The organism is Pseudomonas sp. LBUM1660 (genome assembly GCF_059695935.1).
Map to the genome: position 1 here is coordinate 3,731,652 of NZ_CP166795.1, position 25,370 is coordinate 3,757,021.

28 protein-coding genes and 2 pseudogenes are annotated in these 25,370 nt (G+C 55.0%); 16 read left to right on the forward strand and 14 right to left on the reverse strand.

Annotation, left to right across the window (positions count from 1 at the left end):
• Window positions 1-136 precede the first annotated feature (136 nt).
• Together ACA068_RS17445 and ACA068_RS17450 are read right to left on the reverse strand one after the other, a co-directional pair.
• Entirely contained in the window at window positions 137-1,312 is a 1,176-nt protein-coding gene (locus ACA068_RS17445) for a PAS domain-containing sensor histidine kinase (protein WP_497303517.1), read from the reverse strand.
• The gene (locus ACA068_RS17450; protein ID WP_497303519.1) at window positions 1,302-2,117 is read right to left on the reverse strand and encodes an alpha/beta fold hydrolase; all 816 of its coding nucleotides are present in this window, start codon (window positions 2,115-2,117) and stop codon (window positions 1,302-1,304) included. Before ACA068_RS17450 ends, ACA068_RS17445 begins: the two co-directional genes overlap by 11 nt.
• 288 nt (window positions 2,118-2,405) lie before the next feature.
• On the opposite strand from ACA068_RS17450, the gene ACA068_RS17455 reads away from it, so the two are divergent.
• From ACA068_RS17455 to ACA068_RS17480, 6 genes are all read left to right on the forward strand, one after another.
• Window positions 2,406-2,777, forward strand: coding sequence for a VOC family protein (locus ACA068_RS17455; protein ID WP_497303521.1), 372 nt, complete (start codon window positions 2,406-2,408; stop codon window positions 2,775-2,777).
• A 140-nt stretch (window positions 2,778-2,917) separates the two neighbouring features.
• Window positions 2,918-3,424 carry a P-loop nucleotide/nucleoside kinase family protein gene (locus ACA068_RS17460; protein ID WP_497303523.1) on the forward strand — a complete coding sequence of 169 codons (507 nt, stop codon included), beginning with the start codon at window positions 2,918-2,920 and terminating at the stop codon, window positions 3,422-3,424.
• Between the two features lie 341 nt (window positions 3,425-3,765).
• Complete coding sequence (locus ACA068_RS17465; RefSeq protein ID WP_497303525.1) at window positions 3,766-4,212, forward strand: GNAT family N-acetyltransferase; 447 nt, start codon at window positions 3,766-3,768, stop codon at window positions 4,210-4,212.
• A gap of 208 nt (window positions 4,213-4,420) precedes the next feature.
• Window positions 4,421-4,903, forward strand: coding sequence for a GNAT family N-acetyltransferase (locus tag ACA068_RS17470; RefSeq protein ID WP_497303527.1), 483 nt, complete (start codon window positions 4,421-4,423; stop codon window positions 4,901-4,903).
• Window positions 4,904-5,192: 289 nt separating this feature from the next.
• The gene (locus ACA068_RS17475; protein ID WP_497303529.1) at window positions 5,193-5,630 is read left to right on the forward strand and encodes a GNAT family N-acetyltransferase; all 438 of its coding nucleotides are present in this window, start codon (window positions 5,193-5,195) and stop codon (window positions 5,628-5,630) included.
• 374 nt (window positions 5,631-6,004) lie between these two features.
• Window positions 6,005-6,298, forward strand: a complete 294-nt coding sequence (locus tag ACA068_RS17480; RefSeq protein WP_140670369.1) for a hypothetical protein — start codon at window positions 6,005-6,007, stop codon at window positions 6,296-6,298.
• A 368-nt stretch (window positions 6,299-6,666) separates the two neighbouring features.
• Here ACA068_RS17480 and ACA068_RS17485 read toward each other — a convergent pair.
• Window positions 6,667-7,298, reverse strand: a pseudogene (locus tag ACA068_RS17485) (malate:quinone oxidoreductase); the annotation flags it as partial.
• A 67-nt stretch (window positions 7,299-7,365) separates the two neighbouring features.
• Here ACA068_RS17485 and ACA068_RS17490 point away from each other — a divergent pair.
• The 3 genes from ACA068_RS17490 to ACA068_RS17500 are packed head-to-tail and all read left to right on the forward strand — an operon-like array spanning window position 7,366 to window position 9,419.
• Entirely contained in the window at window positions 7,366-7,896 is a 531-nt protein-coding gene (locus ACA068_RS17490; RefSeq protein ID WP_497303531.1) for a PAAR domain-containing protein, read from the forward strand.
• A complete protein-coding gene (locus ACA068_RS17495; protein ID WP_497303533.1) occupies window positions 7,893-8,786 on the forward strand; it encodes a glycine zipper family protein in 894 nt (297 codons plus the stop codon). Before ACA068_RS17490 ends, ACA068_RS17495 begins: the two co-directional genes overlap by 4 nt.
• Before the next feature lie 9 nt (window positions 8,787-8,795).
• Window positions 8,796-9,419, forward strand: coding sequence for a hypothetical protein (locus ACA068_RS17500; RefSeq protein WP_497303534.1), 624 nt, complete (start codon window positions 8,796-8,798; stop codon window positions 9,417-9,419).
• Between the two features lie 169 nt (window positions 9,420-9,588).
• Here the strand turns inward: ACA068_RS17500 and mqo are convergent, their stop codons facing one another.
• The 3 genes from mqo to ACA068_RS17515 all read right to left on the reverse strand — a co-directional run bounded on the left by mqo (window position 9,589) and on the right by ACA068_RS17515 (window position 12,931).
• Window positions 9,589-11,241: a malate dehydrogenase (quinone) gene (mqo, locus tag ACA068_RS17505; RefSeq protein ID WP_497303535.1), complete on the reverse strand. Its 1,653-nt coding sequence runs from the start codon at window positions 11,239-11,241 to the stop codon at window positions 9,589-9,591.
• A gap of 319 nt (window positions 11,242-11,560) precedes the next feature.
• Window positions 11,561-12,271 carry a GNAT family N-acetyltransferase gene (locus tag ACA068_RS17510; protein WP_497303537.1) on the reverse strand — a complete coding sequence of 237 codons (711 nt, stop codon included), beginning with the start codon at window positions 12,269-12,271 and terminating at the stop codon, window positions 11,561-11,563.
• Between the two features lie 24 nt (window positions 12,272-12,295).
• Window positions 12,296-12,931 (reverse strand): TetR/AcrR family transcriptional regulator, encoded by a 636-nt coding sequence (locus ACA068_RS17515; RefSeq protein ID WP_497303539.1) that lies wholly within the window; start codon window positions 12,929-12,931, stop codon window positions 12,296-12,298.
• A 163-nt stretch (window positions 12,932-13,094) separates the two neighbouring features.
• On the opposite strand from ACA068_RS17515, the gene ACA068_RS17520 reads away from it, so the two are divergent.
• Window positions 13,095-13,535 carry a hotdog fold domain-containing protein gene (locus ACA068_RS17520; RefSeq protein ID WP_497303541.1) on the forward strand — a complete coding sequence of 147 codons (441 nt, stop codon included), beginning with the start codon at window positions 13,095-13,097 and terminating at the stop codon, window positions 13,533-13,535.
• A 167-nt stretch (window positions 13,536-13,702) separates the two neighbouring features.
• Window positions 13,703-14,188 carry a hypothetical protein gene (locus tag ACA068_RS17525; RefSeq protein WP_497303543.1) on the forward strand — a complete coding sequence of 162 codons (486 nt, stop codon included), beginning with the start codon at window positions 13,703-13,705 and terminating at the stop codon, window positions 14,186-14,188.
• Between the two features lie 87 nt (window positions 14,189-14,275).
• On the opposite strand, the gene ACA068_RS17530 is transcribed toward ACA068_RS17525, so the two are convergent.
• On the reverse strand, window positions 14,276-15,403 hold the full coding sequence (locus ACA068_RS17530) for a GGDEF domain-containing protein (protein WP_497303545.1): 1,128 nt from the start codon (window positions 15,401-15,403) through the stop codon (window positions 14,276-14,278).
• A 292-nt stretch (window positions 15,404-15,695) separates the two neighbouring features.
• Between ACA068_RS17530 and ACA068_RS17535 the strand changes: the two genes are divergently transcribed.
• On the forward strand, window positions 15,696-16,154 hold the full coding sequence (locus ACA068_RS17535; protein ID WP_497303546.1) for a hypothetical protein: 459 nt from the start codon (window positions 15,696-15,698) through the stop codon (window positions 16,152-16,154).
• A 56-nt stretch (window positions 16,155-16,210) separates the two neighbouring features.
• Here the strand turns inward: ACA068_RS17535 and ACA068_RS17540 are convergent, their stop codons facing one another.
• Window positions 16,211-16,780, reverse strand: a complete 570-nt coding sequence (locus ACA068_RS17540; protein ID WP_497303548.1) for a YceI family protein — start codon at window positions 16,778-16,780, stop codon at window positions 16,211-16,213.
• Between the two features lie 179 nt (window positions 16,781-16,959).
• On the opposite strand from ACA068_RS17540, the gene ACA068_RS17545 reads away from it, so the two are divergent.
• Window positions 16,960-17,706 carry an SDR family oxidoreductase gene (locus ACA068_RS17545; RefSeq protein ID WP_497303550.1) on the forward strand — a complete coding sequence of 249 codons (747 nt, stop codon included), beginning with the start codon at window positions 16,960-16,962 and terminating at the stop codon, window positions 17,704-17,706.
• A 41-nt stretch (window positions 17,707-17,747) separates the two neighbouring features.
• On the opposite strand, the gene ACA068_RS17550 is transcribed toward ACA068_RS17545, so the two are convergent.
• The 4 genes from ACA068_RS17550 to ACA068_RS17565 form a co-directional block, all read right to left on the reverse strand.
• Window positions 17,748-18,239, reverse strand: coding sequence for a DUF2269 family protein (locus tag ACA068_RS17550; protein WP_497303551.1), 492 nt, complete (start codon window positions 18,237-18,239; stop codon window positions 17,748-17,750).
• A gap of 2 nt (window positions 18,240-18,241) precedes the next feature.
• Window positions 18,242-19,369: a saccharopine dehydrogenase NADP-binding domain-containing protein gene (locus ACA068_RS17555; protein ID WP_497303552.1), complete on the reverse strand. Its 1,128-nt coding sequence runs from the start codon at window positions 19,367-19,369 to the stop codon at window positions 18,242-18,244.
• 256 nt (window positions 19,370-19,625) lie between these two features.
• Window positions 19,626-20,273, reverse strand: a complete 648-nt coding sequence (locus ACA068_RS17560) for a hypothetical protein (protein WP_497303553.1) — start codon at window positions 20,271-20,273, stop codon at window positions 19,626-19,628.
• A gap of 856 nt (window positions 20,274-21,129) precedes the next feature.
• Window positions 21,130-22,050 carry a universal stress protein gene (locus ACA068_RS17565; RefSeq protein ID WP_497303555.1) on the reverse strand — a complete coding sequence of 307 codons (921 nt, stop codon included), beginning with the start codon at window positions 22,048-22,050 and terminating at the stop codon, window positions 21,130-21,132.
• A gap of 377 nt (window positions 22,051-22,427) precedes the next feature.
• Between ACA068_RS17565 and ACA068_RS17570 the strand changes: the two genes are divergently transcribed.
• Entirely contained in the window at window positions 22,428-22,853 is a 426-nt protein-coding gene (locus ACA068_RS17570; RefSeq protein ID WP_497303557.1) for a potassium channel family protein, read from the forward strand.
• A 33-nt stretch (window positions 22,854-22,886) separates the two neighbouring features.
• Here ACA068_RS17570 and ACA068_RS17575 read toward each other — a convergent pair whose 3' ends face one another.
• Window positions 22,887-23,774 carry a universal stress protein gene (locus tag ACA068_RS17575; RefSeq protein WP_497303558.1) on the reverse strand — a complete coding sequence of 296 codons (888 nt, stop codon included), beginning with the start codon at window positions 23,772-23,774 and terminating at the stop codon, window positions 22,887-22,889.
• A 52-nt stretch (window positions 23,775-23,826) separates the two neighbouring features.
• Window positions 23,827-24,306 (reverse strand): annotated as a pseudogene (locus tag ACA068_RS17580) (phosphoketolase family protein); the annotation flags it as partial.
• A 28-nt stretch (window positions 24,307-24,334) separates the two neighbouring features.
• Between ACA068_RS17580 and ACA068_RS17585 the strand changes: the two are divergent.
• Both ACA068_RS17585 and fnr read left to right on the forward strand, forming a co-directional pair.
• Entirely contained in the window at window positions 24,335-24,529 is a 195-nt protein-coding gene (locus ACA068_RS17585) for a hypothetical protein (protein WP_497303560.1), read from the forward strand.
• Window positions 24,530-24,594: 65 nt separating this feature from the next.
• The gene (gene fnr / locus ACA068_RS17590) at window positions 24,595-25,338 is read left to right on the forward strand and encodes a fumarate/nitrate reduction transcriptional regulator Fnr (protein ID WP_497303562.1); all 744 of its coding nucleotides are present in this window, start codon (window positions 24,595-24,597) and stop codon (window positions 25,336-25,338) included.
• The last annotated feature ends 32 nt before the right edge of the window (window positions 25,339-25,370 follow it).

Genomic DNA, 25,370 nt, shown 5'->3' on the forward strand with positions numbered 1-25,370 from the left:
GACGAACGGCTTTTTAATTTTGGCATTGGATCTTTCAACATTAGTGACACCCTCTCAATTGTTGACGAGGAGATCTAAACAGTTCGAGTGAGACGACTAAAGAGCTAGGACGCAGAGGTGTCGTGACTCTCCATAATCAGATAGGGATCTTTGGAAAGTGGGTATTGAATGTCGTACCTGCCGCCGCACTTGAACTGACCGAAACGTCCCCACCATGAGACCTGGCAATTTCCCTCACGATAAACAACCCAAGTCCAACACTACGTGTATCGACATCAGACTCAGTGCCACGGGTCATGGGCTCAAACAAAATAGCCTTCAATGACTCTGAAATAGCCGGTCCCTGATTATGTACCGATACAACGGCCTGATCGGCCTCAAGCAGCGAAGTGATCATGATTGGTTGTTTCAAATCACCATAAGCCACGCTGTTGGCGACGAGGTTGCCAATAATTTGTTGCACTCGGTCTTTATCCAAATAAGCACTCCCCGTCCCTACGGACTGATGCAGCAACGTGGCCTCTGGAAAGGCAACTCGCAGCTCATCTACGCTCATACTAACGAACGCGTGCAGGTCCACTGGCGCAGGCGAAATAGCAATCCCGCGCCCGACTCTGGCCATAGCGAAGTCCAGCAAGTCGGCAATCATGCGTTCGGCACGATCAGCCGACTGACTTATATGGCCGAGCATTTTGACTTCTTTGGCGGTGTTATCGCCTAGGGCGAGGATATCTGAGGCCATTTTGATAGCGGTCAGCGGGTTTTTCAGATCGTGGCTGACGATAGCGACCATTTGTTCAGCAAAGGAAGCGCGGCGTTGGGACTTTTCGTAGGCTTTATTCAGATCGGACTGGGCTTGTTGGAGAGCCGTTTCAGCGACGGTTTTTTCCCGTAGGAGGTTTTCAGCGATTTTCCTGGCGTTAAGCAATTCGCGCTCGTACTTGTCACGGTCGGTGGTGCCAAACAGCGCCAGTTCATAAAACACACCACTGGTGTGCTCGCGCCTTACGCCGTTCAGCAGCATGGTCACGACACGTTTGTCCTGATGGACCAAATCGAGTTTTACCTCGGCGACGGACCCTTGCATTTGTATCAGCGGCGACCAGTGGGTTTGATGAAAAATGCGTCCGCCCATTGTCAGCAGATCCTGAAAACGCCGGCCCATCAATGCTTTGGTATCGATGCCGATCCAGCTGCTGAACGTCTGATTGCTGAGTAGGATCGTGCCGTCTTCTTTGGTGACCACCAAGCCGCAGGGGGCATGTTCGAACAGCGTCTGCGCGTCAGGCAGAGACGGTTGATCAGTCGACATGCTCGCCTACCCACGTCGACAGAAAGGTGTCCATTGCTTCTGAACATGCGCTTGGCGCGCTCATGTGCGGACAATGGCCAACGTTGGCCACAAGGCTGAGCGTGCTGTTGGGAAGGACTGAGAGCAGGTATTCGCCGACGGCAATCGGGGCGATGAGGTCGTCTGTGGATTGCAAAATCAAGGTTGGGGTGGGGAGGCCGACGATATCCTGGCGGTTGTCCGATAGGAAGGTGACACGCGCAAACTGCTTGGCGATCTCGGGCTCGGTACGGCAGAAGCTATTGGTCAACTCTTCGCCCAGCGCCGGTTGCCCAGGTGCACCCATGATTACCGGCGCCATAGTGCTGGACCAGCCGAGATAGTTGCTGTCGAGGGTGTCGAGCAGTGAATTAATGTCTTCACGTTGGAACCCGCCAACGTAGTCATCGGAATCGATGTAACAAGGCGAAGGCCCGACCATTACGTGGGCCGCAATTCTTCCGGGTATCTGGCGGTCCGACAACGCGCCGATCATGCCGCTGACCGAGTGTCCAACCAAAATGACCGGGCCGCTGGCGTACTGGTCGACGATGTCGTTCAAGTCTTGGGCGTAACCGGTGAGTGAGCTGTATTTTTCTCGGTCGTACGCGCTCAGGTCCGACTCGCCCGCACCGACCAGGTCATACAGTACAACCTTAAAGCGATTGGTGAAGTGACTGACGAGATAACGCCACATGGTCTGATCGCAGCCGAAGCCATGGGAGAAAATTAGTGTTGAGGGACCATCACCCATCACTTTTATGTTGTTGCGATGCTGAAGATCCATAGGTGCTATCTCGGGTGCGTCAAAGGTGTTTTCGGCTATTTCGGCAGTGTAGATAGTCAGAGCTATTCGGTCACGCGGTATCACCCTCAGAGCATTTATAGGAGTGGACTCAGACACTAAAAGAGGGTTCTTTTAACGTGCGGGAGGTGAAGGTCAGCTTCTGGCCGATTTCTGCCCGTCACGAGGGGCAGAAAACGGCCAGAAGCAGCCACTCGACAATCGAACGGCAAGCACCGAAGATGCACTGGTTCTCAAATCTCATCGTCAGCAGAAATCAGGGAAGAAAATATGGAACCGTTACTTAATCGGATAATGCTGTATGTGAGAGACGTCCAAGCTACCTGCGATTTTTATGAGCGTCATTTCGGCTTTGCCAGTGAAAGACATACCGATGATCGCGTCGTCGAATTGAAATCTGCAAACGGCGGGGCAATTCTGATGGCTCATCAGGCAGCGAAAAGCGTTAAAACAGGACAAGTTACAGTCAAGCTTGTCTTTGATATCAAGGACGTCAAGAGTTTCAAAGAACGGTGTATGGCACAAGGCCTGAAATTTGGAGCTACGCACAGGGCGGACGGCTATTCCTTTGCCAATGCTAAAGACCCTGACGGCAATTCTATTTCTATCTCCAGTAGAGCGTTTGCTGCACCTGGCGCCTAAATGCACCGTGCTTTTGAACGGTGAGCCTACTTTGCGCCGATTGCATCCCAACACCACGGGCAGCAGACGGCCAATACCTGCCATTAGCTTCGGCAGCTATTGGCCTAGATTGGGTTAACTCACTAACCGAAGGACATAGAATGCTCATTGTCTTCAGCGGCCTTCCAGGTACCGGAAAAACGACTATCGCAAGTGACCTTGCCACCAGAACAAGTGCCGTGTATCTGCGGATCGATACGATTGAGCAGGCCATCCGAAATTCCGGCGCTCTGGCGCAAGACGTGGGGCGGAGCGGTTATATGGTCGCTAATGAGCTTGCTCTGAGCAATCTTCGTTTTGGCAGCACTGTCATAGTCGACTGTGTTAACCCAGTAATCGAAAGCCGAAAGGCGTGGAGCGAAATCGCTACACGCTCTGGTGCTCCATTAGTGAATATCCAGGTGGTTTGCTCTGATAAATATGAACACCAGCGCCGGGTAGAAACCAGGAAGATTGATATTCCTGGGCTGACGCCACCAACCTGGCAGTCTGTATTGGATCATGAATATGAGCCGTGGGATAACGCTCCGTTTGATATAGATACAGCCCTGACGTCTCCGGCGGAGGCAGTGGCAATGATCACTAAACGATTTTTATCCGAGGAGTAGCGCCAGCTAAAAGCCCAACGTAGCAAGGGGTGATCAGCAGACGCTTACCGCTTTTAGCCGAACGCTGGCGGTCGTGAACGGCGGCTTTCGGGCCGAGGCTGTGTAAAAACGTTCTCAACCAGTAACGGCGATCTGAATCGGGTCAAATAACGCGATCCCACGCAAATTTCAGGTCTTGATTTGACCAGAACTCCGGCAGATTTCACGTAGCAACGCAGACCTAAAAATGATGCAGGCGTTTTTACACAGCCTGGGCCAAAAGCGGTCACTCGCAGACCCTTTGGGGTAGTGTGTCGAATTGAACCATTGAAGCTTCACCCCCCTTCACTTGAGGATCTCTAATGACAAACCAATCCGCTATTGTCGAGGTGGTTCAAGAAACCGATCCTATGCTGCTCAGATCTTTGAATGACCTTCTCCCACAGCTTTCCAGAAACGCTCAAGCGATGACAATGGAAGATTTGGAGCAGATTGTGGATTCAGAGTGCTCCGATTTATTGGTAGTGAGAGCGGCAGGTGGAGGAAGCATTTTGGGGGCGCTAACCCTAATTCATTTTCGCATTCCGACAGGCATTCGTGCCTGGATCGAAGACGTCGTAGTAGATGCCAGTGCTCGAGGTCAAGGGGTCGGCAAAGCACTCATACAAGCAGCAATAGAAAAAAGCCAGGACCTCGGCGCGAGAACTCTGGATTTAACCTCCACTCCAGATCGTGAATCTGCCCATCGTTTATATGAGGGGGCAGGATTTTCGGTCCGTACAACAAAGGTCTACCGACATATCAAATGACTAATGGATAGTCCTTCAACGCATGGCGATCACTCTTGCGTGCAGGAGCGTCCGGAATGGCTGCTTTCGGCCTGCGGATTTAGCCAATCTGTTGCATCGACCGGTTGAATCCACAGCCCAAAAGCAGCCATTGGAATATCATCCCTGCCATGAGACAAAGACCGGGAGCCCTGCGAACCACCCATACAATCAAGGAGAGCTGCACATCATGGACGAAGCCATTACTTACCGAGCAGCAACGGTAGAAGACGCATTGAGCATTTGTGAGTTAGGACAATTGCTTAACGCGGTGCACCACGCTGCCCGCCCCGATATTTACGCGGCTGCCACCCAAGACTTTTCGCGCGATCTTCCTCACTGGTCAGGTCTTTTCGAGAAACCGGGTCAGGTTGTATTCATCGCGAATGTCGGTCACCAGGCCGCAGCCTTCATTACCGCCAGCCTGTCGGCAAGCTCTGGGCCGCTGATGCAACCGCTGAATGTTGTTCGCATTGGATCGGTATGTGTTGCCGAGCAATTTTGGGGGAAAGGTATTGGACGTATGCTTATTCAGCTCATTAAAAACTGGGCTATCGAAAATGACGCCCAGGACTTGAGGTTGTCCGTCTGGCCGTTCAATGCACGCGCTGCTCGCATGTACACAGAGTTCGGGTTTGAGACTCGTGCTTTCGAGATGGGAATGCGTCTGTAAAGGCGATCCCCCTAAAGGTCAAAAGAGGCTCGAGGGACTTCTGCTGGGTCATTTATAACTGACAGCTCTCGGCCAAAAGCAGACCATGGACACGCAGCTAATACGTCAGTATTGTGCAAAAAAATATGCCGCTTCCCCCCTCTTGATGTCGCGTTTACAGACTCGATTTTTTGATTGTTCAAGGGATTACGCATGAACATGGAATGTTATGCGACATCGCATGTCGCAAAATTATTTGGTATGCCAAAAGCCGCACGGCACCTCAAAGTTGAATGATTGGAGCAATAAAGTGGAAATCAAGTTTGATATATTGGATTCTCCAACAGAAAAGGATCAAGGAGTTCTGAATAATAGGTTTTCAGAATATCTTCGAATTCAATATCCAAATCTACCGCCAGAATCGGAAGATAAAATATTTATGGTGGTTGCACACGATGAAGTAGGCGACTACATCGGTGCAATAAGCTGTAATTGTTACTGGGATGGCTTAGAAATTGATACCTTTTGGGTTAAGGAATCTCATCGCGGTAGAAAAGTCGGTTCTATATTATTGGAAAAAGCAGAAACGATTGGCGCCAACAATGGGGCAGTAGTTGCATTCTTAAAAACCGTTGATGCTAAACAGTTCTATGAGCAGCATGGGTATGAGATTTATGGTGTTCTCGAGGATCGACCAATCGGGACTAACCTGTATCATTTAAAGAAACGGCTAGTAAAACATGCATAACAACTGGTTCAAACCGTTCGCTTCGCTCACTGGGACGGGCTAAAGCCCGCCCCTTAACCAAATGCTGGTCAGCGTCCGCATTGGGTCAGAATGGGTCTTTAGGCATGACCCTGGGGTGTGGATAGGGATTCGAACCCCTTCGCGTGTCCGCATGGTCCGCTCTGGACCACTGAATACGCCTTTTTCGTGCTTTCAAGGAAGCGTGCTGCGGTCTACGGCGGCCGTGAATCTGCCCTAATTTTGCCCTAAACCCAGCGACCGCAATGGGTCTCGATAGACTGCTATCGGCCAGAAGCGGACCTTCATTTCAGACGCATGCATTCGCCTATAGCGGCCTGTAGTAGGATGCGGATTTGAACAAAAGAAGCTTCATCATGGATGTTCACGCACTTGAAGAAAGCAGTGTCTTATCGATCACAGTGGACCAAGCCCATCGCTATTTCGAGATGGTTGTCAGACTGGATGACGGGTCCAGAAATAAGCTGATGGCATGGAACGCGGACGGCACTGAGCTAACTATCAGGCTTGGCGCTCTTAACGTTCAAAACACCAGTGAACTCGGGGAGCTTGAAGGGATAAACATCGTTGATAATGTTCTATCCCTTGAAGGTGATTTTGGAGATATAACGATCACAGCCACCTCGATTTTGATTGAAAAGCTGACGTAACTACCGTGCGGGAGGCTACTTCGAGCTGAATGCTACCCGTCACGGATGTCTGATTGTGGCTATTTACTGCCTGTGCTGATCGGCAGCTATGGGTCCAGAGTGTGTAAAAACGCTTCGCCAAATTTGAAGTGTGCGCGTATACGTTAAATCTGAAATTTATCGGCACGTCAGCAGATGTGGATTTCGCGTAGAAGCGCGATTTTCAGTCCGGTTTTGAGTACCTGTCGCGCTCAAAAACGTTTTTACACAGCCTTGGCCGAAAGCAGATATGTGAGCCCAAATAAATCTAACTCCTCGAAAACCATTCCCCACAAAAAAGCCCACTGACCGTCTCCGATCCAGTGGGCTTTTTCTTATTACGCTTCTACTTACAAAGCCATATCACTAGCAGCATTAGCCTTCGGCGCCTTCGCCTTATCAGCATCAGCCGGAGCAGCAGCCGGAGCTACCACCTGACCAATCGCCGGCGGCGGAGTCAGTTGCAGCACCTTGGCGGTGTAAGCCCACTCCTGCGCAACCTTCTCAGGACTGCCATTCAACTGCGTGCCATAGCTCGGCACGATCTGATGCAGCTTTTCCTTCCAGGCTGGCGAAGCCACCTTGTCTTTGAACACTTTCTGCAGCACGGTCAGCATGATCGGTGCCACAGTCGATGCGCCCAGCAGACCGGTAATCGAGCCGTCCGCGGAAGCAACGATTTCAGTACCCAGCTTCAGCACGCCACCGCTGCTTCATCACGCTTGATGATCTGCACGCGTTGGCCGGCTTGCCACAGGCGCCAGTCTTCGGCTTTGGCGTTCGGGAAGTATTCTTTCAGGGCGTTGAGGCGGTCTTCGTCAGACAGCATCAGTTGGCCGGCGAGGTACTCGACCAGAGGGTATTCCTTGATGCCGACTTTGGTCATTGGCCACACGTTGTGCGTGGTGGTGGTCAGCAGGTCCAGGTACGAGCCTTCCTTCAGGAACTTGGTGCTGAAGGTCGCGAATGGGCTAAAAAGGATTGCCGTGGTTGTCAGCGGATTCTTTGTGTAACAATCCTCCACTTCACATTTTACAAGGATGTTCAAAATGGCTGGCAAACCTGCTGCCCGAGTCACGGATCCTACAAGCTGTCCGCTACCCGGCCACGGAGTAAACCCCATCGCCGCTGGCTCTCCCGACGTATTCTTTGACGGGTTGGCTGCTGCTCGCCAAGACGACAAAAGTGCGTGCGGCAGCCCCATTGTCGGAGAGGTCGCCTCTACCGTTCTTATAAACGGTAAACCCGCCGCAACGGTCGGTAGTGTTGGCGCCCACGGCAATAACGTGGTGAGTGGCTCCGGAACGGTGATCATTGGCAACGCCCACACGCCTGCGGACTTCGTCCCGCCCTTATCTATGCCGCTGTGGTTGCAGCCGTTCAATGAGCAGTTTCGTATTCTCGGGAGCGACGGCCAGCCTCTTGCCTATGTGCCCTATCACATCAAAGATGAAGCAGGCCGGGTTTACACCGGCTTTTCTGACGAGTCAGGACATACGCCACGAATCACAACCAAAAAACAGGAAACGCTGGAAATCACCACAGGTGTTGCCGCGCTCGAAAAGTGGGGCGATGCATGACTGAGTTCTCTTGTAAGGTCCCTACAAATCAACAGGCCGGGTCGGTTAGCAATGTGCCTGGCTACTCAATGCCTGCCAACATTCACTTGTTCGTTGTCGTCGATGAAATAGGTAAAGATGGCTTTCTAGTTCGCAAAATCTACTCCTCACCAGATAATCCTCACCTTGTCGCAAAGAACCTCCCCGCGTTTCAAATCAAGCACGAGGTATGGCCGGAAAAATTTGGCATGTTACCTATAGATCCCAAATCCAACGCCACAGTAGCGGAGCACGTATTTAGCAGCAGAAAATATCCGTCCAGCTATCTATCTACCAGCTCTGAATTTCCAAACGGGTCGCCGCGATTCGAGGGCAAGACCGTTTACATTGATATAGAAAAAGCAAAAGCTGCAGGTGCAAAGCTTGTATCCACCGAAGAGATATTAAAGTCACTCGACGAATACAAAAAAGTCGCCCCAAAGAAAGTCGCCCAGATCGACCAAATCGCAGATTGGGTTAAGAACATAGACAAAGAAGTACTGGTGCACGCTGAAAACGTACCGGCCAAAGCAGTCTTTACCCCAGACTCCTACAAAGCAACAAACATGTTGATTAAGGGAGCGAGAGTTGTAAGGGTTTTTGCCATCGGTTTTACCGCCTATGACTTGAAGTTGGCTACAGATGAGTCAATCAAGCAAAATAGCGTCAAACCGATTTCGGTTGAAGTAGTCAAGCAGGCTGGAGGTTGGGGCGCCGCAATCGCGGGAGGACGGATTGGTCTGGCGGCAGGTGCCGCTGTTGGTATAGAAACGGGCCCAGGAGCAATTGTCAGTGCTGCTGTCGGTGGAATTATCTTCGGTACGGCGGGTTATTTAGGTGCCACCTGGCTTACTGATTACGTACAAGACTGAGGTCTGGTGATGAGTTTTTTTAGTCGTTTCAAATCCTTCATGAAGCAAGAACCAGAAGAGCAAATTGCTGGATACTCCATTTCAGAGCTCAAAACCATTTTCTCTGATCCTTCAACAAGCGAAATCAGTCGGCTGCCCTACAATCCCAAAACAGCATCTTTAGAAGCGCTGGGTATTCCAGCCTTTTATTCTTCATTTTTAATTGAGCACGCAGACACTCATAAATTTCTGGCGTTCGTCGAAGCAAATTTTAAATACACATCTGAAAAAACATTCAATGAGCTACCTGTAAAGCACTATGTTAACGATGAAAAAAATGAGCAATTAGTATTTTTTACTTCCACAAGAGAGTTCAACTCAACAACTGTTCGAATGGTTACGAACAGCATCGATTTCATGAATGTTATTTTGCGCGAGAATTTTGCCCCTCCTCCCCCATGGATAGCGTTTGAAGGGTACAACCCTTCTTGGTGGGGTGGAGAGATGCAAGGTGCTCAAGGGTACTACAACGACAATTACTTCATTCCCTTCTTCACTCAATTGAGTGGCCTGGAAAGAATGGAGTATTACGCAAGATTTGGCGCTACAAACGAGTGGATAGAACGCTTGGAATTGATGTATCGCTCTGAATGAGCATTGCCTGAACGGGGGGCTGCTCCGCAGCTCAGCGGGAGCAAGCTCCCTCGCCACAGGGGCGGTGTCAGTCTTGGGTATTGCGCGTCCAGAATGTGCTGAGTTTGAAGCACAAAAAAGCCCACTGACCGTCTCCGATCCAGTGGGCTTTTCCTGATTACGCTTCTACTTACAAAGCCATATCACTAGCAGCATTAGCCTTCGGCGCCTTCGCCTTATCAGCATCAGCCGGAGGAGCAGCCGGAGCTACCACCTGACCAATCGCCGGCGGCGGAGTCAGTTGCAGCACCTTGGCGGTGTAAGCCCACTCCTGCGCAACCTTCGCAGGACTGCCATTCAGCTGGGTGCCATAGCTCGGCACGATCTGATGCAGCTTTTCCTGCCAGGCTGGCGAAGCCACCTTGTCCTTGAACACTTTCTGCAGCACGGTCAGCATGATCGGTGCAGCGGTCGATGCGCCTGGCGATGCGCCCAGCAGGCCGGCGATCGAGCCGTCAGCGGAAGCAACGATTTCAGTGCCCAGCTTCAGCACGCCACCCGCTGCTTCATCACGCTTGATGATCTGCACGCGTTGGCCGGCTTGCCACAGGCGCCAGTCTTCGGCTTTGGCGTTCGGGAAGTATTCTTTCAGGGCGTTGAGGCGGTCTTCGTCAGACAGCATCAGTTGGCCGGCGAGGTACTCGACCAGCGGGTATTCCTTGATGCCGACTTTGGTCATTGGCCAAACGTTGTGCGTGGTGGTGGTGGTCAGCAGGTCCAGGTACGAGCCTTCCTTCAGGAACTTGGTGCTGAAGGTCGCGAATGGGCCAAACAGGATGACGCGCTTGCCGTCCAGGACACGGGTGTCCAGGTGCGGAACCGACATTGGCGGTGCGCCAACGGAGGCTTTGCCGTAGGCCTTGGCCAGGTGTTGTTCGGCGAGGGTCGGGTTCTCGGTGACGAGGAACGAGCCGCCTACCGGGAAGCCTGCGTATTCCTTGGCTTCAGGAATGCCGGACTTCTGCAGCAGGTGCAGTGCACCGCCGCCCGCGCCGATGAAGACGAACTTGGCGTCGGTTTCGGACTTGGTGCCGTCTTTCAGGTTTTTGTAGCTGACGCGCCAGGTGCCGTCGTCGTTCTTGGTGATGTCTTGCACTTCGCTAGACAGTTTCAAGTCGAACTTCGGTGTGGTTTGCAGGTGAGCAACAAACTGGCGGGTGATTTCGCCGAAGTTGACGTCGGTGCCGATCGGGCTCCAGGTGGCCGCGATTTTCTGGTTCGGGTCGCGCCCTTCCATCATCAGCGGGACCCACTTCTTGATCACAGCCGGGTCTTCGGAGTACTGCATGCCGGCGAACAGCGGGCTCGCTTGCAGGGCTTCGTAGCGCTTCTTCAGGAACTTGATGTTGTCATCGCCCCACACAAAGCTCATGTGTGGCGTGGAGTTGATGAACGAACGCGGGTTTTTCAGCACGCCTTGCTGAACCTGCCAGGCCCAGAACTGACGGGAGATCTGGAACGCTTCGTTGATTTCAACGGCCTTCGGGATCTGTACGTTGCCCTTGTCGTCTTCCGGGGTGTAGTTCAACTCGGCCAGGGCGGAGTGACCGGTACCGGCGTTGTTCCAGCCGTTGGAGCTTTCCTGGGCGACGCCGTCGAGGCGCTCGATCATTTCCATCGAAGTGCCGGGTTCCAGCTCGTTGAGCCAGACACCCAGGGTCGCGCTCATGATGCCGCCGCCGATCAGCAGTACATCGACTTTCTTTGCCTCTTCCGCGTGAACGGACGTGATCCCCATCGACAAAGCCAGCCCCAGCAGGGCCGTGTTCATTTTCTTAAACATCTGTAGCACCTATGATAAAACGCCATCCGCCCTTCCATCCTCATTCACGGAGCGCCTGGTTCACGACCTTCAGGCAGGACGTCGTGGGTGCTCGTACACAAGAATTGAAGGGTGGGCACACAAGGCCGACGTGTCTCCATCGACCTCAGTTTATATGTCCCTACTGAACTGACTTTTTATCATTATTGGCTTCAGCTACTTGAGCGACATTGATCCTGTTGGCACGTCTCCTGGACGGGCAAACTGAATAGGTCAAACCAAGTTGGCGCGCAGAATATCATGGCTCGACGACTGTGCGCTCCCGAAAGGACTTATGAGTCTAGTCCAGACGGGGCTCGTTCGCCGCGTCCTGGCCCAAACGATTCAGCACAAACACCTTGGCGTTGTGGGTCATTTGGTCCAGATGCCGGTCGCGTTGCTTTTCGGCATCGACCATCGCGCGCTTTCCGTGTTTTTGCAGCAAGTAGGTATGTATCTGCCGGACCTCTAAAGAACTGTAGATAAATGTGACGTCCAACAGTCCCATCAAGCCTTCGCTGCTGTAGTTGCGGGTGTTCATCAGCACCTGCGTGCCGCGCACGCCCAGCACCTGAAAACCCATCGACTCGAACCACGGCACCTTGGCCACGGTGCAGGTCAGTTCGGCGTGGGGATAGCGGTTGATCATGTCTTGCAACATGGACCGCGCGACGCCGCGGCGACGATGACCCGCGTCGACGGCCATGTAGGCGACGCCGCACGCTTGGGAATCGTCCTTGACCGGCAGGTACAGCAGAAAACCGATGACCTTTTCAGGGTCTTCATCGTCGGTGGCGACGATCAACTCGACCGCAATGCCCTTGGTCCCGCCAAGCGCTTCCAGATACAGATGCACTTCGTAGCCCACCGCGTACTGATACACGTTGTACAGCGGGTTGCTCGGCGCGATGCCGACCATGCTGATGTCGGTCAGGTTATCGACGACCATCTGCAGGATCTGGCTGTTGATTTGCTCCGGGCATGGGGCGTTGAAGTGGGTGAGTTGTGGCATTGAAATTCTGACTCCGGGATCGCTTTACTGGGTATCGGCGAGGCTATTGTCACAGATTGATCGCCACGCCGCTTCTGCCAGCAATTTCCTGTAGGCCTTCGGACTGGCGACCACCCTCCCCGACAACCATGCCCTGCAATAACTGTCTGCCTGGCCGATGATCAGCGACGGCAGCAATTCGGCAGGAAACGCTCGCAGCACATCGCGTCGGCCGGGCTCCGCCAGCCATTGGCCGAGTTTTTGGTTACGGGTTTTGTTTCGCGTGGCCAGCTCTTCCTTGAGCGGCCCTTTGGTGACGGCAAATCGCGCGTGGTACTGGAAACGTGCCCACTCGGGCTGGCTGTCGACCCAATCGACGTAGCTGTGCACCAGCGCGTGCACGCCCTCTTCGGTCGTCTGTGCTTCGGCGAGGTAGCTGTCGCGAAGCTGTGCCTGATCGTCCAGCGCCGTAAAGAACAGCGCGGCCACCAGGCCTTCCTTGTTGCCGAAGTGATGGTAGATCGCGCCGACGCTGGTATCGCATTCGGCGCGGATCATTTCGATGGTCGTGGCTTCCAGACCTTGTTCGTTGAACAGGGCCAGGGCTTTTCTGAAGATGTCGCGCTTGAGTTCGGCTCTTCTGCCGGGGTAGCTGCGCTCGAGTAAGTCTGACGTTTGCATGCGGGATACAGGCCAAAAAAATCCATGACAAGGCAGACGGCTGCCAGTGAGAAAGCTGCGCTAGGTTGACAGATTTCCTCGCGACAGAATACTGTTCCGTAACAGAACATTATTCCGTTACGAAACATCATTCTGTAAAACCACCCCTCAGCGAGGCTTCAAAATGAGTCAGTTTCTCAGCATGTTCAACAGCGCCGGCCCGCAAGCGTTCAGCAAAATGGCCTGCCAGGTGGCGCCCTATTTCAGCACCATCAAGCCGCTGATCTCGGCGTTGCACCCCGGTCATGCCACGGTGCAGGTGCCGTTTAGCAAGGAGATCACCAACCACTTGGGCTCGGTTCATGCGATTGCGATGTGCAACGCCGCCGAACTGGCGGCCGGGACGATGACCGACGTGTCCATTCCCGCCGGTGCGCGCTGGATTCCGAAAGGGATGACGGTTGAGTATCTGGCCAAGGCCAAGAGCGATGTGACGGCGGTGGCCGACGGTGAAGCGGTGGATTGGCAGACGGAAGGCGACAAGATCGTGCCTGTGGATATTCATGATGCCGAAGGCAAGAAGGTGTTCACGGCGCGGATCACCATGAACGTTAAGCTCGCGTAAACGCCCGCCTACCTGTAGCAGCCTGCGTCCGGCTGCTACACAATTGCGCAACCCGCAGTCGTTCTTTCAACGGGCGCCAGGCAACCGCTGATAATACCGCAGCGACTAAAGTTGTGCCCTCGACCGCCGACTCCTTCCTGTGAGCCCATCCCACGAAGGACCGTAAAATGTACTACCCCCGCGAAGCCGAAAAAGATCACCTGTTCAACCGGGTGATCCTGCTCACCGTGGCCTGCTGCGTGGTGTTGATCCTCGCCGGCATGGCCCGGCACGAGGGCATTGCCTACGCCGCCATCCGCTTGAGCCCCGTGGAGACAACCGGCACGGTGACGCAGCTGGACAACATCCTCATGAACAGCGACGGCAAAGTGATCCACTACCGCTACTCCGATCACGACGGCCAGGTGCACGACGATCAATTCGTTGACGAGCGCTACGCACAGAAAACCGCGTATGAAACCGGCGGCAGCATTGACCTGCTTTACTCGCGCTGGTTACCGGGACAGAACAGCATTGCCCGCGAATTGAACGGCAATCGTCCGGGGTTTTACATCATGTTGGGCGGGGTGTTGCTGGCGTTGTTGTTCCTGGGAATATCGGCCAGGACGCTGGGACGGATTTATGCGATGAAGGAAGAAGACCGGTTTTATTGAGATGTGCCTGATGGCTATTCAAGTGATGAAGTGGGCGCTGACATGCCGTCACTTCCTGCCGAGGGAGAATCTGCAACCTCCCCCGGTTTACTCCGAAACAGCCACCTGATTACGCCCACGCGCCTTGGCTCGATACAGTGCTTTATCCGCGTTATTCAGCAAACTTTGAAAATCGTTGTCGCCGATATCCATCGCTGCCACACCGAGACTCGCCGATATACGGTGAACCGGCCCGGTCATCAATCCACCCATAGACTGGATCAGTTGCTCGGCGATGTTAAGGGCGACCTCAATGGACGTGTCCGGAAGCAGGATCGCGAACTCCTCGCCACCGAGCCTGCCGAAGACATCGGTGTCGCGGAAGGACCGGTTGATGATCACGCCCATTTGCCGCAACACCTGATCCCCGACCTGATGTCCGTAGGTGTCATTGATGTGCTTGAAGTGATCCATATCCAGCATCACCGCGCACAACGGTAACCGGTTGTGTTTGCAGTCTTGGAACAATTGCTGGGCATGCTCGAAAAAAGCGCGGCGATTTTTCAGGCCGGTGAGTTCATCGGTCTGTGCGGCGTAAGTGGCAATGCGATGGGCGCGTTCCATTTCGCGGGTTAGCTGGAAGGCGGTTTCCAGGGCTTCGGACAGTTTGCGTGTCGCGCTGGCCACGAATGAGGCGAACACAATCACGGCCAGCGCAATGCCGACCTGGATCGCTGACGGTTGAAACAGCAGCCAGAGCGTACACGGCAACAACACAAGGCCAATGGACGCCAGCGTCATGTATCGATAAGCCGAATAACACGACACCGCACTGACCGACATGCCGACGGCAAAGAGCATGACCAACACCTGGGCCAGCAGGTCGTTTGCCGGCATGACCGCCAATGCGCCCGCCCCCCAGATACCGGCGGACAACATCAGCGTGAACCCGTATTTCTTCTCCCAGCGTTGCGGGGTGCGCTCACTGTCCGGGCAGCGAAACCAGGCCACGAACATCAGGATGCGCAGCAACGACGACGCGGTCAGCAGTCCAATCCAGGTAAAAATGACGGAGTGATCAAAACGCTCCCAGCACAGCCCGCACAGCATGATCGCGGCCAGAAAACTACCGAAAATCGCAGGGAATGACTGGTGGAATAGCTGATGCAATCGATCACTGCGCACCTGCGCTGCGATGAAAGAATCCTGGTCGTGCCGAAATCCTGAGCCACCCATTTGATCCGCCTGATCATGATGCTGCGACAAAAAAAGCGATTGTGGCACCCTGCCACTCAGGCAAACAAACAATTACGACTCGTGGGTACCTGCACATCACGGTAATGCGCCCCTTAAGGCCTCAGTGACAATGGTCAGAAAAGTAATAGCACAACGTGAGCCACCGCCACGTCCTGTGGTCATTAAGCCAAATGATATTGCGCCGTCATCGTGCAACGCGTTCGTCCTGCTACGCTTTTGAAGCCTCCAATGAAATCAGGCAATTAATCACCCATACGGATCCACTTGGCTGTTGAGGTTGCGTAATGTGAGAGCCCAATTTATCAGCGCCGTCATTACCCTGACCATGATCGGAGTGACGATGTATGGGTTTATCGAATGGAACGCTGGCGAGCGCGCGCGCCGGGATGCGGTGTGCAAGGCAGCTCAACAGCACAAGGAAACGGTGGAAATTCGAGCGCGCGCGATGGCTGCCGGACTGTCGGTCGATGCATACGCCGAGGCCGAAAAGGCGGAAGTCGGCAAATTGGTCAGTTCTCTGGATACCGCGAAGAATGATGCCGAGGTTGAAGCCGTCATAGACGCACATGCAGCCGAGTTGCAGGCACAGGACGCCGCCACCGACGCAGAGCTGAAAAACCAGGGGAGCCAGCAATTCCTCGAACAGAAGTTCAAGGAACAGCGGATCACCACGGACATCAAGCAGGAAATTGAACGCGCCGAGAAGGCGGTAGCGGATGCCTGTAGTTAAAGCCTGTCGCGTGCAACAGGTTCGATGATCGGCTCTGTCCCCTTGGACTCGCTGGGTTACCGTTGCGGCGCAACCATCCGAAATCGGATATTGATGTCGTCGGAAACAACCGTGTCGCCCCATTCACCTTCACCGACCTTAAAATCGCTACGCTTGAGCGTTAACTGGCCATCGAAGATCCCGATGGCGCTCTCCTCTTTCAGGAGGACCGGAACGGCCACCTCGCGGGTAATGCCCCTGAGCGTGAGTTTGCCGGTGATCGAATAGCGGTTGTCACCCAGTGCTTTCACGCCGGTCGATTCAAACCTCGCCTCGGGATACTTCTGCGTGTCGAACCAGGCAGGTTTTTTCAGTTCGGTGTTGGCGTCATCGCTGCCCGCATTAATGCTGTCGAGCTGGATGATCAGCGCGGCACGGCCTGCGGTTGGGTTCGTCGTGTCGAAGTGGAGCGTGGCTGTGTACTGGCCAAACGTGCCATACACCCGCGAGCTGAACTGGTTATAGGTAAAAGAGAGCGTACTGGCGGCTTGATTCACTTGCGTGTATTTGGCCGCTTCGGCACAGGGAAAAAAGCCGAAAGCAAACGCTGCAGCCAGTATGCAAAGCGACGGGAATCGAGAGTTCATGGGACGCTCCGGTCGTGGCACTCGCTGGCCAGACAGTTGGACTAAAGCAAAGAACTACCGTTTATACCACTTGGCCTTGAGACTTCCGACCACCTGTCGGTAACGCGTACCAGCGCCCGATACCGCCACCCGCGCAGGTCTTTAATAACTGAAGCACTCACCGCTTCGGGAGACAGAGCATGAAAATCGTCGTCATCGGTGGCACCGGGCTGATCGGCAGCAAGCTCTGCCAGAACCTGCAGGATCTGGGGCATGAAGCCCTGGCGGCGTCGCCGAGCACAGGCGTGAATGTCATCAGCGGCGAGGGGCTGACGGTGGCGTTGAAAGGTGCGGACGTGGTGGTCGACGTGTCGAACTCGCCTTCGTTCGAAGACCACGCGGCGTTGCACTTCTTCGAAACCGCCGGGCACAACCTGATCGCGGCGGAGAAGGTCGACGGCGTCAAACACCATGTTGCGCTGTCGGTGGTCGGCACCGAGCGGATGCTCGACAGTGGTTACTTCCGGGCGAAAATGGCCCAGGAAAAACTCATCAAGAAATCCGGTATTCCCTACACCATTGTGCGGGCCACGCAGTTCTTCGAGTTTATCCATGCCATTGCTCACTCCGGGCGCGAGGAAGGCGACACCCTCCACTTGACGTCCGCCGCGCTGCAACCGGTGGCCTCGGCGGATGTAGCGGCGGCCCTGACGGACATCGCGCTGAAAGCGCCAATCAATCAGACCGTCGAGGTGGCTGGCCCTGAAAACCGTCCCCTCATCGAGTTCGCGAGCGACTACTTGAAGCACACCCAAGACCCGCGCCAGGCCGTCGCGGACGACACGGTTCCTTACTTCGGTGCGCCGATCAATGACCAGTCGCTGACACCGGGCGCCAATCCCATCGTCGGCGCAACCCGGTTTCAGGACTGGCTCGAGACCCACTAGACGACCAAGCCTGGTCGTAGGGTGAGGCGGTGCTCATTGCGCTAGACCAGCGCCTCGACCAGCTGCATCGGCGTCATCTTCGTGACCATCATCATCACGATCACGAACATCCCCGCAAAACCCGCCACGCCCATCCAGAACCATTTGGTGTAGACCGAACGAAATTCCCCGTCCAGCCCCTCGCCGGTCTCGACCGCGCTCAACGCCATCCCGTGCAGGCGCTTCTGCAGCACCAACACCGGCAGCCACAGCGACCCCACGCACAGGAAAATGATCAACGAGGTCAGAATCCATTCAGTGCTCATGGGCAGCCCGGCCACTTTCATCAGCAGGTATCCGGTGGTGATCTGAATGAAGCCTGCCGGGGTGGTAATCCAGGTGTCGAAACGCACCACCATTCTGGCCACGTGTGCGATCACTTGCGGGTTGGCCGTGCGACTGGCGGCGATCAGATAGAGGTAGGAGCCCATGCCGAACCCGAACAGGAAAATCGCAGCAATGACGTGCAGGTACTTCAAGCACAGATAGAGCATGCTCAGGCCTGCTCGTCAGAAAAGCGCACGGACAGCTGCAGATTAGCCGGATCGTTGATCGCGGCCATGTACTCGTCGACGCTGATCTCGCCCACGCAAGGACGGGCGCCGGGGGCCGGCTCGTAACCCGCGAGCTGTTTTGCCACCAACGCCACGGCCGCGCAGCTCGGGATTTCAGGGCCCTTGTCGTTGTGCGCCGTCAATTGCACGGTCATGGACAGCGGTTTTCCATCAACGCCCTGCCCTTCGACGTCGATGTACATCGCACTCAAGCCATCACCGAATCGCTCGAACCACGTCCCCCAGCGGTGCAGCCTTGCCGCCCACGCCGCAGAGTCTCGCACCAGCCCGACCCTCCGCGCCTCGGCGAGCACGTAGTTGGCCACGCCACCGAGCTTCAGGCCCGAGCCTGCCTTGAAACTCAAGGTTTGGGCGCCGTAGCGGCCGGCGAAAATATCCATGTCCGGCACATCGACATTGGACAGAACACGGGTCCCCAATTGAGGCATCTTGCGCAGGGTCAGGTCCTGCCAGCCCAGCACCTCGTTTACCTGGCCATTCTTGAGCTGCTTGATGGGTTTGCCCGCGTAGGCCAGCACGCCTTCGACGGTCGAGAGGCCGGGCATCTTCGCCGAGGAAGAAATGCCATGCTCGATCGAGTCGATGCGTTTGAAGCGATAACGATAGTGGTCGATGAGCGCCGACGACAGCGTCGGCACCGAACTGCACCCACTGAGAATGGCCACGCCGGCCCGCTTTGCGCTCGCGTCGAGTACATCAATGCCATTGACGAAGGTGCGGCAGTCAGCCAGATCGCAGTAGTTCACGCCCGCGTCGATGCAGCTTTGCGCGACCGCATAGGATTGCCCCTGAAACGGGCCGCCGGTATGGACCACCCATTGAATACCCATCGCGCTCAACGTGGACCCGAACGCGCTGCCCATGGCATCACCGCACCAACTTTCACAGACACGGCCAGACTGAACGTTGAGTTCATCGACCTTGCGCTGCAACTTGCGTGAATCGCGCCCGGAGATCACCAGTTCTACGTCTGGCATCGCGACTAAATGCCTGCAAACGATGCTGCCGAAGTTTCCGTAGCCACCGATCACCATCACCCTGAGTGCCATTCAACGCTTTCCTTAACCATTGGATCATCTAGCCAACCCGCCCGAGACCGGGCGCGGCAAAGCTTTACTGATATCGAACGGACAGGCAAGCAGCGAAGCACTGCAGCTCATTAGCGAACATCAATACACCGTGCCCGCTTAAAGTTACGCACTAAGGTGACGACAAAAAAGGCGACCTCCCAAGTACAGGCCTGTATGGCCCCGGTACTCAGAAGATCGCCCCTGTCAGTCTTAAAGACTTACGCGCTGAACGGACCTAGCATTGGCTCGCAACGGTCCGCGCAGAGATAACGGCGTAGTCCTGTTGTCTGACTCGCTGAGTCAACACCAGCATGGTCAGGAAACCCAATGCAATCAGCACCGGATACGCCATCAACAATTCGGAAAGCGAGTATTTCCAGGCCAGCGGGCGACCGACGCCCAGCATGGCTGCGTACATCCACGACACCGCCGACAGGGAGCCGCAAAACAGCGCCAGCATCCGTGCGCTGAATCCGAGATCGAGCAAGGAGCCGGCCTTTTGCAAAGCGGGCAATACCAGGCGATGCAACAACATGCCGTTGTAGGTCAGCAAGATGACAATAATAACTTTGGCTTGAAGTTTTGGGTTCATGAAGTAATTCATACCTTTATCCAGGTAATCAATACCAATGACGGCGATACCGGTCACCCACAACGCGATCAACGCAACCACCACCGACTTCTGCAGACTTTCCATGTGAGCATGATCATGCCCAGTGGACGTTTTTCGTTTCAACAAATCTTTAACCATCGCAATATCACTGGTCAACACCAGACCAATAGCCACACAACACGACACCAAATGAACGTAAATAACGCCCAGCCGCAAAAATTCCATACACTCTTTGTTTTCTAACAGGCTCATAATTGTATTTATCGCCACGGTAAGTTCTCCACCTTATTCGATAGTACAGATCAATTCTTCAACAGGGTATTCCGCTATTCAAACCCTGTTCGATCTTACTTTTTATAAGATATGCCAAATCATAGATCCGACACTGCTTAGCCCATTGAATTGCCTGGCAAATCAATGACCGGCTTAGTTATTACCTCCTGAATTTCAGATAAAAAAATCCCCATTTGCATTCACTGCACATGAGGTTGTATTTCCACTTCTTTTCTGCGACTGCAGCAGGTCATGATGACATGCTGAAGTATCAGAGGGCGCAAAGGCTAGAATGTTCATTTTTTGAGCAGACTACCGACAAACGGTTACTTCAATGAAAGCAACTCATCACGATGATAAGCCTGCAACTTCCCCGCAAGCCGCATGATAACTGGCCCGCTTAAATTAGATGAGGGGCAGATTATTCTATTGGATCCATTAGTTGTTGCGATACTTACGAAAAGTGCAAGAGAGACCCGCTCTGATTTACGCCACTCATTGCTGAAACAGTCGGACTTTTTCACGCAAGCGGATTCACGACAATGACCAGGCCGTCGTCAGTCTCCGATCACCGACGATTGGCGAACAGTCCGATAAATGCACTGGTTGACTCAGAGCGCGCGCTCAACGCGTTAAACAGCTGCGCCAATACCAAGACGGTAAAGCGGCCGTGCGTGCGTGCACCAGCGAGGCATCACCCGGTATCAACCCTCCCGGCAGTGACCGTGCCCGCGACACCGAGAAATGTCATTGCCATGGCCGTCTCCTTGAACATCCATGGAAGCGCTATTGGGCGCTCCTTTCGGTTCAAGGGCAGTTGATTTTTATTAACTGTGGCGCAACGTGTGGCCGTTCAGTCGAGCCAGGGGCGTGGTTTGACGAACATCAAACTGCACGGTGCTCGGTTCAATACGCTCTCGGCGGTACTGCCGATGAACCGGTCAATCCCATGGCTATAGGTCGTACCCAGCACCACCATGTCGAATGCGTGCCGTTTGGCAAACAGTCCGATGACTTTGTGGGGAATACCGGCCAGCAGGTGCCGGCGGTCTTGCTCAATGCCAAAGTGTTCGGCAAGCGCTTCAAAGGCCTCTTCCTGGGCATCGTTGACCGCGTCTCTCAGGCTGTCATCCAGACTCCGTGTCGGCACACTCATCGTTGCATCGCCCACCACCGACCAGCTACTGACGTTGAGCAGGTGCAAGACCCCGCCACAGGAGGCCGCCAGCGTCGAGGCCAGGTCGAGAATCCGGTCGTTGAGCCCCTGCGTCAGTTCCTCCAGATGGGACAGATCGATGACCGCCAGGATGTTCAACGGCTTGGGATTTCTGGCTTCGGTGACCAGATGCAGATGGGCCGGACAGTCGCGCAGCAACAGCCAGTCCAGTGGCCGATGGAACGCTCGGTCGAGTGCCGGGACATGGTGGGTGTCCTTGATCACCAGATCCGCATGGAAATCGTTGACGTATTCAAGCACGTGCGCCCGGCTGGATTTGGCCCAGACTACTTCAGTGGTGACCTGAAACCCGCAGCCTCGATGAAACCGGGCTTGCTGCTCCAGCCAGTGCCGATGCACCTGCAAGTAGCCCTCCGGTGCCTGGGCCATCGCCTCGTGATCAAACAGCCCGGCCACCGCCAGCGCCGGCAAATAGTCGAAGGCGACGATGTGCAACAATGCACCGGTTGCACTGGCCAACGCATGTGCGCGGTCGAACGCCGGGGTCCGGACCATCTCGGAGGGGGCAATCAATAAGATACGTTTAAGTTTCAGCATCACCTACCTCGTCCTGGGAGCGACTTGTTGCCTTACCGCAAACCCGGCTCCTGTCGGCGTTTGTGCCGCTCTTCAGACTGATGACGGCTGGAAAGCTGTTGTTTGAGTATCAGGCGTTAGCCGGTGAAGGCTCTGATCTTTGTCAACTAATGGAAGGCTTTCGGCGGGCGTCCCCATCGACTTCGGGCTCACAGAAGCATTGTTGATTTAGCTCAATGATTTTTTGTCGTTCAGGGGTAGAAAACACTGACTGGACTGATGATCCGTCATCAATGCCGAATCAGTCAGAGAGCACCGTCGGACGCTGCGGGGACTCTACGGTTTGTGTCGTCCCCAGGCTCAGACCATCACTGACACGCTAACGCCGAAGGTGCGCCATGTTGACCGTCACACTGATCAATACACTGGTGGTGATCATCGTCGTGGTCATCCACTACGAATGCCTGTTACGCCTGAACGACTGGCTGCCCCGCCTCAGACTCTGGAGCCGTTTCAGGATTGTCGTCGGGGTATTCGGTGCGCTGCTGGCCCACGCGATAGAAGTCTGGTGCTTCGCGCTGGTCTATTACCTGATGGTGCGCTCCGGCGAATGGGGCACTTTGACGGGTCACTTCGATGGTTCGTTCATGGACTGCGTGTACTTTTCCTTCACCACCTACACGACCATCGGCTTCGGCGATATTTCACCGGTCGGCCACCTCAAGTACCTGACCGGCCTGCAAGCCTTGACCGGTCTGGTACTCATCACCTGGACGGCGTCCTTCCTGTTTCTCGAAATGCAGAAGTACTGGAAGCGTAAATAGCCTGCCCAAAGGCACACAGCAAACCCGAGTCCTCTAAACCGCCAGCACGTTGCACGGCACCTGATACAAAATATGCTCGGTGGTGCTGCCCAGGAGCTTGTCGACGCCGGAGGACTGGACCTTGCCCATCACGATCACATCCACCTCGTGCTCGTGGGCAAATTCACTCAGCGCCTTGACCGGGTGGCCGGACACCATGTGGCGACGATCCGCAGGCACACCGTATTGGCCGGCCAGTTTCACGAAGGCTTTCTGCAGGTCCTTGCGCAGCGTTTTGGTCAGGTCCGCCAGGGTCAATCCATCCATGTCCGCCAGAAAAGCCGCCGAAATGTCACAGGCGTACAGCAAATGCAATTCGCCATCGCACTGGATGGCGAGGCTTGTGGCCTGACTGATGATCCGGTCGTTCAGCGTGTTGTCGGGGGACTCGGTATCGAACACTTCCACCGCCGCCACGATTTTACGCGGCCAGCCGTCGCCATGCCCTTCGCCCACCAGATAGACCGGCATCGGGCAGTGGCGCAGCAAGTACCAATCCATCGGCGTGAAAAAGGCGCGCTTGAGCGCTGATTCGTGCTGCACCTGCTTGATCAACAGGTCGGGCTGCATTTCCGTGACGTGATCGAGGATGTCTTGCTCCATATCCTCGGCCCAGGCCACTTGCGTGGTCACGTCGATGCCCTCGTCGCGCAGCGTGTCGGCCTGCGCCCGGAGCCAGTCGAGATGGTCCTGGAGGTAGCGCTGACGGGCCATTTCCCGATCACCTTCCTCCAGCAGCGACAACAATTTGAACGAAGGAATGAAGGCGGCGATATGCAGGCTCGCACCGCTGGCCTTGGCCAATGCCGCCGCATGCTTGATCGCCGGGGAATGGCGCAGGGCCGGGTTGATGATGAGTAACAAGCGTTGATACTGGCTCATGATGTGACTCCCGTCAGATGAACATTCGACACGCACTGCAGTGCGGCAAGACTCAGCGACCTGCCGGCGTCCATTGCCAGTACAGCACCTCGGGCATGTCTTGCCCGTGCTCGATGAGGTAGAGCTTGTGCCGCTCCATCGTAGACCAGTAGCGCGACCGCGCGGTTTGCAACTGATCGTGCAGCCGTGGTACCCGCTCGACGACGTCCAGCGCCAATTGATACCGATCCAGATTGTTGATCACCGCCATGTCGAGCGGGGTGGTGGTCGCGCCCTCCTCGTTGAAGCCACGAACGTGGAAATTGTCATGATTGGTGCGTTTGTAGAGCAGTCGGTGGATCAGCGCCGGGTAACCGTGGAAGGCGAAAATCACCGGTTTGTCGACGGTGAACAGCGCATCAAACGCCGAGTCCGACAACCCATGGGGGTGCTGGAAGGACGGCTGCAACACCATCAGGTCGACCACGTTGACCACCCTCACCCGCAAGTCCGGCACGTACTCGCGCAACAGGGTCACGGCGGCCAGGGTTTCCGATTGCTCATCACTCAGAAAATCGCTCATGAAGTTCTCCGTAAAAGATCCGACCGGCCGGCAACCCTTGATCAATTCTGGGAGTCTGGAACGCTCAGGACTTGATTTACATCAAGTCTCCAAGCCACCGCTCAAGCGCAATGAAATCAAGGGCTACGCTACGTTGACTAAAACGGCCGAAAGCGGGTTTTCCCGTTCGTCTATTACTCCAGCAATCGACTGAATGAAAAACACGCCCGAAGGCCCTCCCGCCTATGCTTAGCAGGCACCCAGAAGGCGTCATCCCCCATGCCTGAAACTCGTCCCCTGCCAGTTCATTACCTCAAGGCCGCGTGTTCCAGCTGCAGTGTGTTGGAGTTGTGTCTTCCCATTGGCCTGTCAGGAGCGGAGGTCGAACGGCTGGATACGCTGATCGTGCAACGCTTCAAGGTCAAAAAGGGCGCCGCGCTGTACCGCACCGGCGACCCTCTGCGTTCGCTTTACGCGGTGCGTATCGGTTCATTCAAGACCTGTGTGGTGTCCGTCGATGGCCGTGAACAAGTCACCGGTTTTCACATACCCGGCGAAATGCTCGGTCTGGACGCTATCAGTGCCGATGAGCACGCTTGCACGGCGTTTGCCCTGGAGGACAGCGAAGTCTGCCCCATTCACTTTGCGCAGCTGGAAAAACTGGCGCAAAACCTGCCGTCGTTGCAGCACAACCTCAACCGGCTGTTGAGCCGCGAAATCGTGCGCGATCACAGCATGCTGATGTTGATGGGCAACATGAACTCCGATGAGCGCCTGGCGGCTTTTCTGCTGAACCTGTCCCAACGGTTCAGCATCCGTGGCTATTCATCCAAGGAGTTCGTGCTGAAAATGCGTCGCGAAGAAATCGGCTCCTATCTTGGGCTACGCCTGGAAACCATTTGCCGGGGCATTGCGCACCTGCGGGATCAGGGGCTGGTGGAAATCGCCGGCCGCGACGTCAAGATCCAGGACATGGAAGGACTCAAGCAAATGATCGCCGGCTGTCATCGCCAGCCTCGCTGATCTCGTCCGCCCGGAGCTTCGTCATGCGCGCC